We start from the raw sequence: 4360 nt of genomic DNA on the forward strand, positions 1-4360 counted from the left end.
ATGTTATTATAACAGATGTTATTATAGTTAATAGTTAGGGAATTATCCTAGAATTGGGTGAAATATTATGAAAACAAAAATACTGATTATACTGCTAACTTTATTTTTAGCTATTAGTTTTGTATATGCAACAGATTTTAAAAATTTAAATGTTCCTGATGGTTGGAAATCAACCGGTGAAGGTTCATATTATGAAGAAGGAGCATCTAATGGCACCGGTAAAGTTGTTAAGGTTCAAAAATGGGAGAATTCTTTTAATGAGGATTTTTTAAAAAACCATACTGATGAAGGATACACTGTAATGAGCAATGATAGCTTAATTTATAAGTATGTAGATGATTCTAATGAAAATGGGGGTACCTTTGAAGCAGTAGAAATTGATGGAGAAAAATATTTAATTATTTTAAGTATTCGAGATTACAAAAATGATAAAGAACTTGCCAAAACATATGACGCTCTAATGGAATTCAATAAAGTAAATAATTTTAAACCTATTAATGTATAATGATTTGTTGAACCACCTCATCCTAAGATGATGGGGATTCCTGAATTTTTTCACTTTAAGGCTGTTTTCGGGAAAACAACTGTTTCACTAATATTTGAATAAAAAAAGAAAGGGAAAAAGTATTCCCCTAAGCTGTTACGGTTATGGTATTGGAGGTTAATGCTTGGCCATAAGAAGCAGTAATAATATATTTTCCAGGTTGCAGATTAATGTTTAATTTTGCAATACCTTTAGAATCAGTTGTTCTTTGATAAAAAACACCATTAATGTTAAATACTACAATTTGATTAGCATAAGCTTTTCCTTGACCATCAACTAAAGTAGCTTCATAAGCATCGCTTTGACCGTACTTTTTGGTTAAATCCTTACCTGTTAAAATAGGCAGGACAGTAACCTTATGGGCTACTCTACATCCTTTATACTCTGCAGTGATAATATACTCACCAGGATTCAAGTTAATATTTAGTTTAACATGGCCTGTAGCATTTGTAGTACGGTTATAGAACACACCATTAATATTGAATGTGACTACTTCCCCTGCTTTTACAGGATTTCCAGCATCATCCAAAACTCTCAATACATATTGGCTGTCATTACGGAAATATTTTACAAGATCTCCATCTTCACTAAATCTAGACAATACATTAATATGATTAGTTTTTACTTCACCAGTAACAGGATTGGTAATGGTAATAATGTAATTACCTTTAATCAGATTAATAGCTAATGAAGCCTGACCTTCAGAATCAGTGTTTCTTGTGTAAATAACACCATTAATAGCAAATGTAACTTTAGTATTATTCAAAAGATTACCTTCATTATCAGTAAACTTGGCAATGAATCTATCTGGAGCTTTTTCAATCTTAGTTAAATCATCACTGATAATTGTTTCATCAGGAACGACTTTAGGAACAACAATTGTTTTGGTGGCGTTTGCTGATGCATATTTGTCATCCCCAGAATAGATTACAGTAGCTGTGTAATTTTTGCCTGCCTCCAATCCTTTAATGTTAATAATCGCCTGACCGTCCTTAATTTCAGCATAATAACCAGTACCATCAACATCAACTACAACATAACCTGCAGCATCCTTATCAACAGACACTGTAAATATAACCTTATCGTCAATGATTGAAACATCAGAAGTTATTGTAGTGTTGGACTTTGTCATTCACATCACTGGCACATACACCAGCAATACTAAAAATACAAATAAAAAAGCAAAGAAAAATTAGAGTATTTTTATATTTCATAGTTTTCTCCATATATAATTTTCATTATATTATGATATTAACATGAAAATATATAATATTTTTTCAGTAATTAATGAAAAAACATGAAACTTTTAGGTGAGATGAATTAAAAGTGAAAAAATAATGGTGATTTAAGAATTGTGGCAGTGTTGTTTTCAAAAATTAAAATTGAGGCTTGTTCATCTGTGAACAGTTATTTCAATGTTCCTTGTTCAATAATTTCTAACCCGAGTCCTTCCTGAATTTTTTTCAATGCTCCTTTGGCGGATTTTTTAGCAAATATTTGGCTGGAACCATCTAAACTGTCTTCACCTATGAATCCAAAGTTTCTAACCCATGATTCTATTACAATGGTATCATTTTCAAAGGTGTATTTAATTAACTGTGGAGATGTGACTATTCCAGCTCCATGTTGGTAATATTCTTCTCCTTGGGATTCTCTTTTTTTGTATTTGTTCTCTTGCAAAATTCTCAATATTGTTTGCTCTTCATCTTCTCTGTTTGTACTTTTAAATTTAATGTAAGTTCTTGACATAATTTTAATTTTTGTTGTTTAAAATATTTAAATTATAACTATAGTTTTTAATGAAATTGTATACTGTGAGTGTCCATTTTGTTGCTGATGTTTAATTTTGTTAATTGTTATACACTGTTTTATCCATCTTTTGTAGTTATTCAAACAGACCAGATACAAACATATAAATGTTTTAGATACTCCAGCCGAATTTTTTGAAATATGGTGTGAAAACTGTGACAAATTTTTCAATTGGTTAAAAGTTAATTGCCCTGAAACAAAAATTATTTTAATTGAGGCGAGAGGTGTTGATATTGTTCAGAGGTCTGATTCATCTACATATATAGAACCATTTTTTACTTTTAAAAGCAAAATAAGTAATTTCTATAATAAAAAACTAGAAAAAATATATTAAAGAGAATTTTGATGTGTATGTTGTAAGTTTTCATAAAGACACAGTGGCTAATGAAAATCATGTTTGGGGTAATTGGTTTGCTCATTTTGATGATGATTATTATACCAATGTTTTAAAAAGTATTGATAAAATTCTTGAATATGATGAATTAAAAAAACAAGTTGAATATTTATCTAAAGAAAACGAATCATTGCGTGAGGATATATCTCTTCTAAAAAAATCAGGAAATGAAGTTCAGGAATAGAATTCCTGATTAAATGTCCTTGAAAATAGGTGATGAATACCATTACTGTCCACTTAACAAAAATAAATTCGATAAAGAAATAGTTAAAAAATTCGTGACCCAATATAAATATTAAAAAAAAGACTTATTTCAGTAAAAATAACTGAAATAAGTTCCATATCATTTTTATAATCCGTTTATCATGTTAGAATCGATTTCTTTTACAATTTCGCCTGTAGGGCTGAGTAAAGTTAATTTAACATAATAATCATCACTAGTTACATGGAATTTGAAATAACTTGTAGCGGAAGATCCACAAGCATCAGGATGATCAATAACATTATTGGTAGAGATTAAATCAACACCATAAGAATCTGAACTAACAACCCAGTAATAACCAGTACCGGTATTATATCTAGCAGACATACTGAAATCACCATTATCATCCAAAATTACTCCATGAGAATCAGATAATGCTTTAGCTATTAAATCGCCATCATTAGTTAATGCTGGCATTGCTTTTTCAAATATTGATGCAGGATTATCAATGTTCCACCAAGGAGGCATGTAAGGACCTGGCATGTTAGGACCCTGAGGTGAATCACCTAATAAACCATTATGCAAATCAGGTAAAGGAAGACCACCTAATGAATAAGTACGATTTGTATTATTATCGTTTGAAGCAGAATCATCACCACTAGTCAAAAGAACAGGATTACCATTATTAACAACAGGATTTGGTGCAGTAGAATCATTACCAATCAAAACAGGTACATCATGATGAGGTACGGTTGGTTTATCGAGATGACCAACTGTATAATTACCAGCATTATTAGTATCTGCAGCGCAAACACTTCCAAAACTGACTAATACAGCAAAAAGTAATAAAAAAGCTAAAGACAGATTTTTTCTAGAACTTAATATCATAATTAATCAACACCTCTTTTATTAGTTTATGTTAAAATGTGTAATAAAAATTTTACACATCACATTCAATTATTTTAAATTAAAACTATATAAAGATTTTCGCAAGCAATTACTTGCTAACATGAATAAAAGCCAAAAAACGTCTAAAAATCCAACAATTAAAGAAAATAAAAATTTTTTCAACGAATTTAAAAAAACATTAACATTATAAAATTGTTTGAAGCTTACAGATGGGAGGATATCACTGTAATTCTATTCTCGTGAGAGATACTGGCATATGAACTAAGAATCCTCGACCATTTTAGATCGAGTAGTTCAATTCCTCATTAATATTGAGTTATTTATCGAGATGGTCAAATGTATAATTACCACAAGCATTATTAGTATCTGCAGCACAAACACTTCCAAAACTAACTAATACAGCAAAAAATAATAAAAAAACGAAAGACAAATTTTTTCTAGAAATTAATATCATAATATAATCAAGTTTCGAATTTTTTACTAGAAAACATTCAGTTCAAAC

At 29.7% G+C, this 4360-nt stretch carries 5 protein-coding genes; 2 read left to right on the forward strand and 3 right to left on the reverse strand.

What is annotated here, in order from left to right:
• Positions 1-67 precede the first annotated feature (67 nt).
• Positions 68-505 carry a hypothetical protein gene (locus ACKI5C_RS00090; RefSeq protein ID WP_407430796.1) on the forward strand — a complete coding sequence of 146 codons (438 nt, stop codon included), beginning with the start codon at positions 68-70 and terminating at the stop codon, positions 503-505.
• 127 nt (positions 506-632) lie between these two features.
• Here ACKI5C_RS00090 and ACKI5C_RS00095 read toward each other — a convergent pair whose 3' ends face one another.
• Entirely contained in the window at positions 633-1676 is a 1044-nt protein-coding gene (locus ACKI5C_RS00095) for a carboxypeptidase-like regulatory domain-containing protein (protein WP_407430798.1), read from the reverse strand.
• Positions 1677-1951: 275 nt separating this feature from the next.
• The gene (locus tag ACKI5C_RS00100; protein WP_407430800.1) at positions 1952-2293 is read right to left on the reverse strand and encodes a hypothetical protein; all 342 of its coding nucleotides are present in this window, start codon (positions 2291-2293) and stop codon (positions 1952-1954) included.
• Between the two features lie 437 nt (positions 2294-2730).
• Between ACKI5C_RS00100 and ACKI5C_RS00105 the strand changes: the two genes are divergently transcribed.
• Positions 2731-2931, forward strand: coding sequence for a hypothetical protein (locus ACKI5C_RS00105; RefSeq protein WP_407430802.1), 201 nt, complete (start codon positions 2731-2733; stop codon positions 2929-2931).
• 165 nt (positions 2932-3096) lie between these two features.
• Here the strand turns inward: ACKI5C_RS00105 and ACKI5C_RS00110 are convergent, their stop codons facing one another.
• Positions 3097-3837: a hypothetical protein gene (locus tag ACKI5C_RS00110; RefSeq protein ID WP_407430804.1), complete on the reverse strand. Its 741-nt coding sequence runs from the start codon at positions 3835-3837 to the stop codon at positions 3097-3099.
• Positions 3838-4360 lie beyond the last annotated feature (523 nt).

Source organism: Methanobrevibacter sp. (assembly GCF_045646045.1).
Classification (GTDB): domain Archaea; phylum Methanobacteriota; class Methanobacteria; order Methanobacteriales; family Methanobacteriaceae; genus Methanocatella.

Excerpts from the sequence above, each read along its gene's own strand:
- ACKI5C_RS00100 (WP_407430800.1), bottom strand. The coding sequence starts at position 2,293 with ATGTCAAGAACTTACATTAAATTTAAAAGTACAAACAGAGAAGATGAA.
- ACKI5C_RS00090 (WP_407430796.1), top strand. The coding sequence starts at position 68 with ATGAAAACAAAAATACTGATTATACTGCTAACTTTATTTTTAGCTATT.
- ACKI5C_RS00095 (WP_407430798.1), bottom strand. The coding sequence starts at position 1,676 with ATGACAAAGTCCAACACTACAATAACTTCTGATGTTTCAATCATTGAC.
- ACKI5C_RS00110 (WP_407430804.1), bottom strand. The coding sequence starts at position 3,837 with ATGATATTAAGTTCTAGAAAAAATCTGTCTTTAGCTTTTTTATTACTT.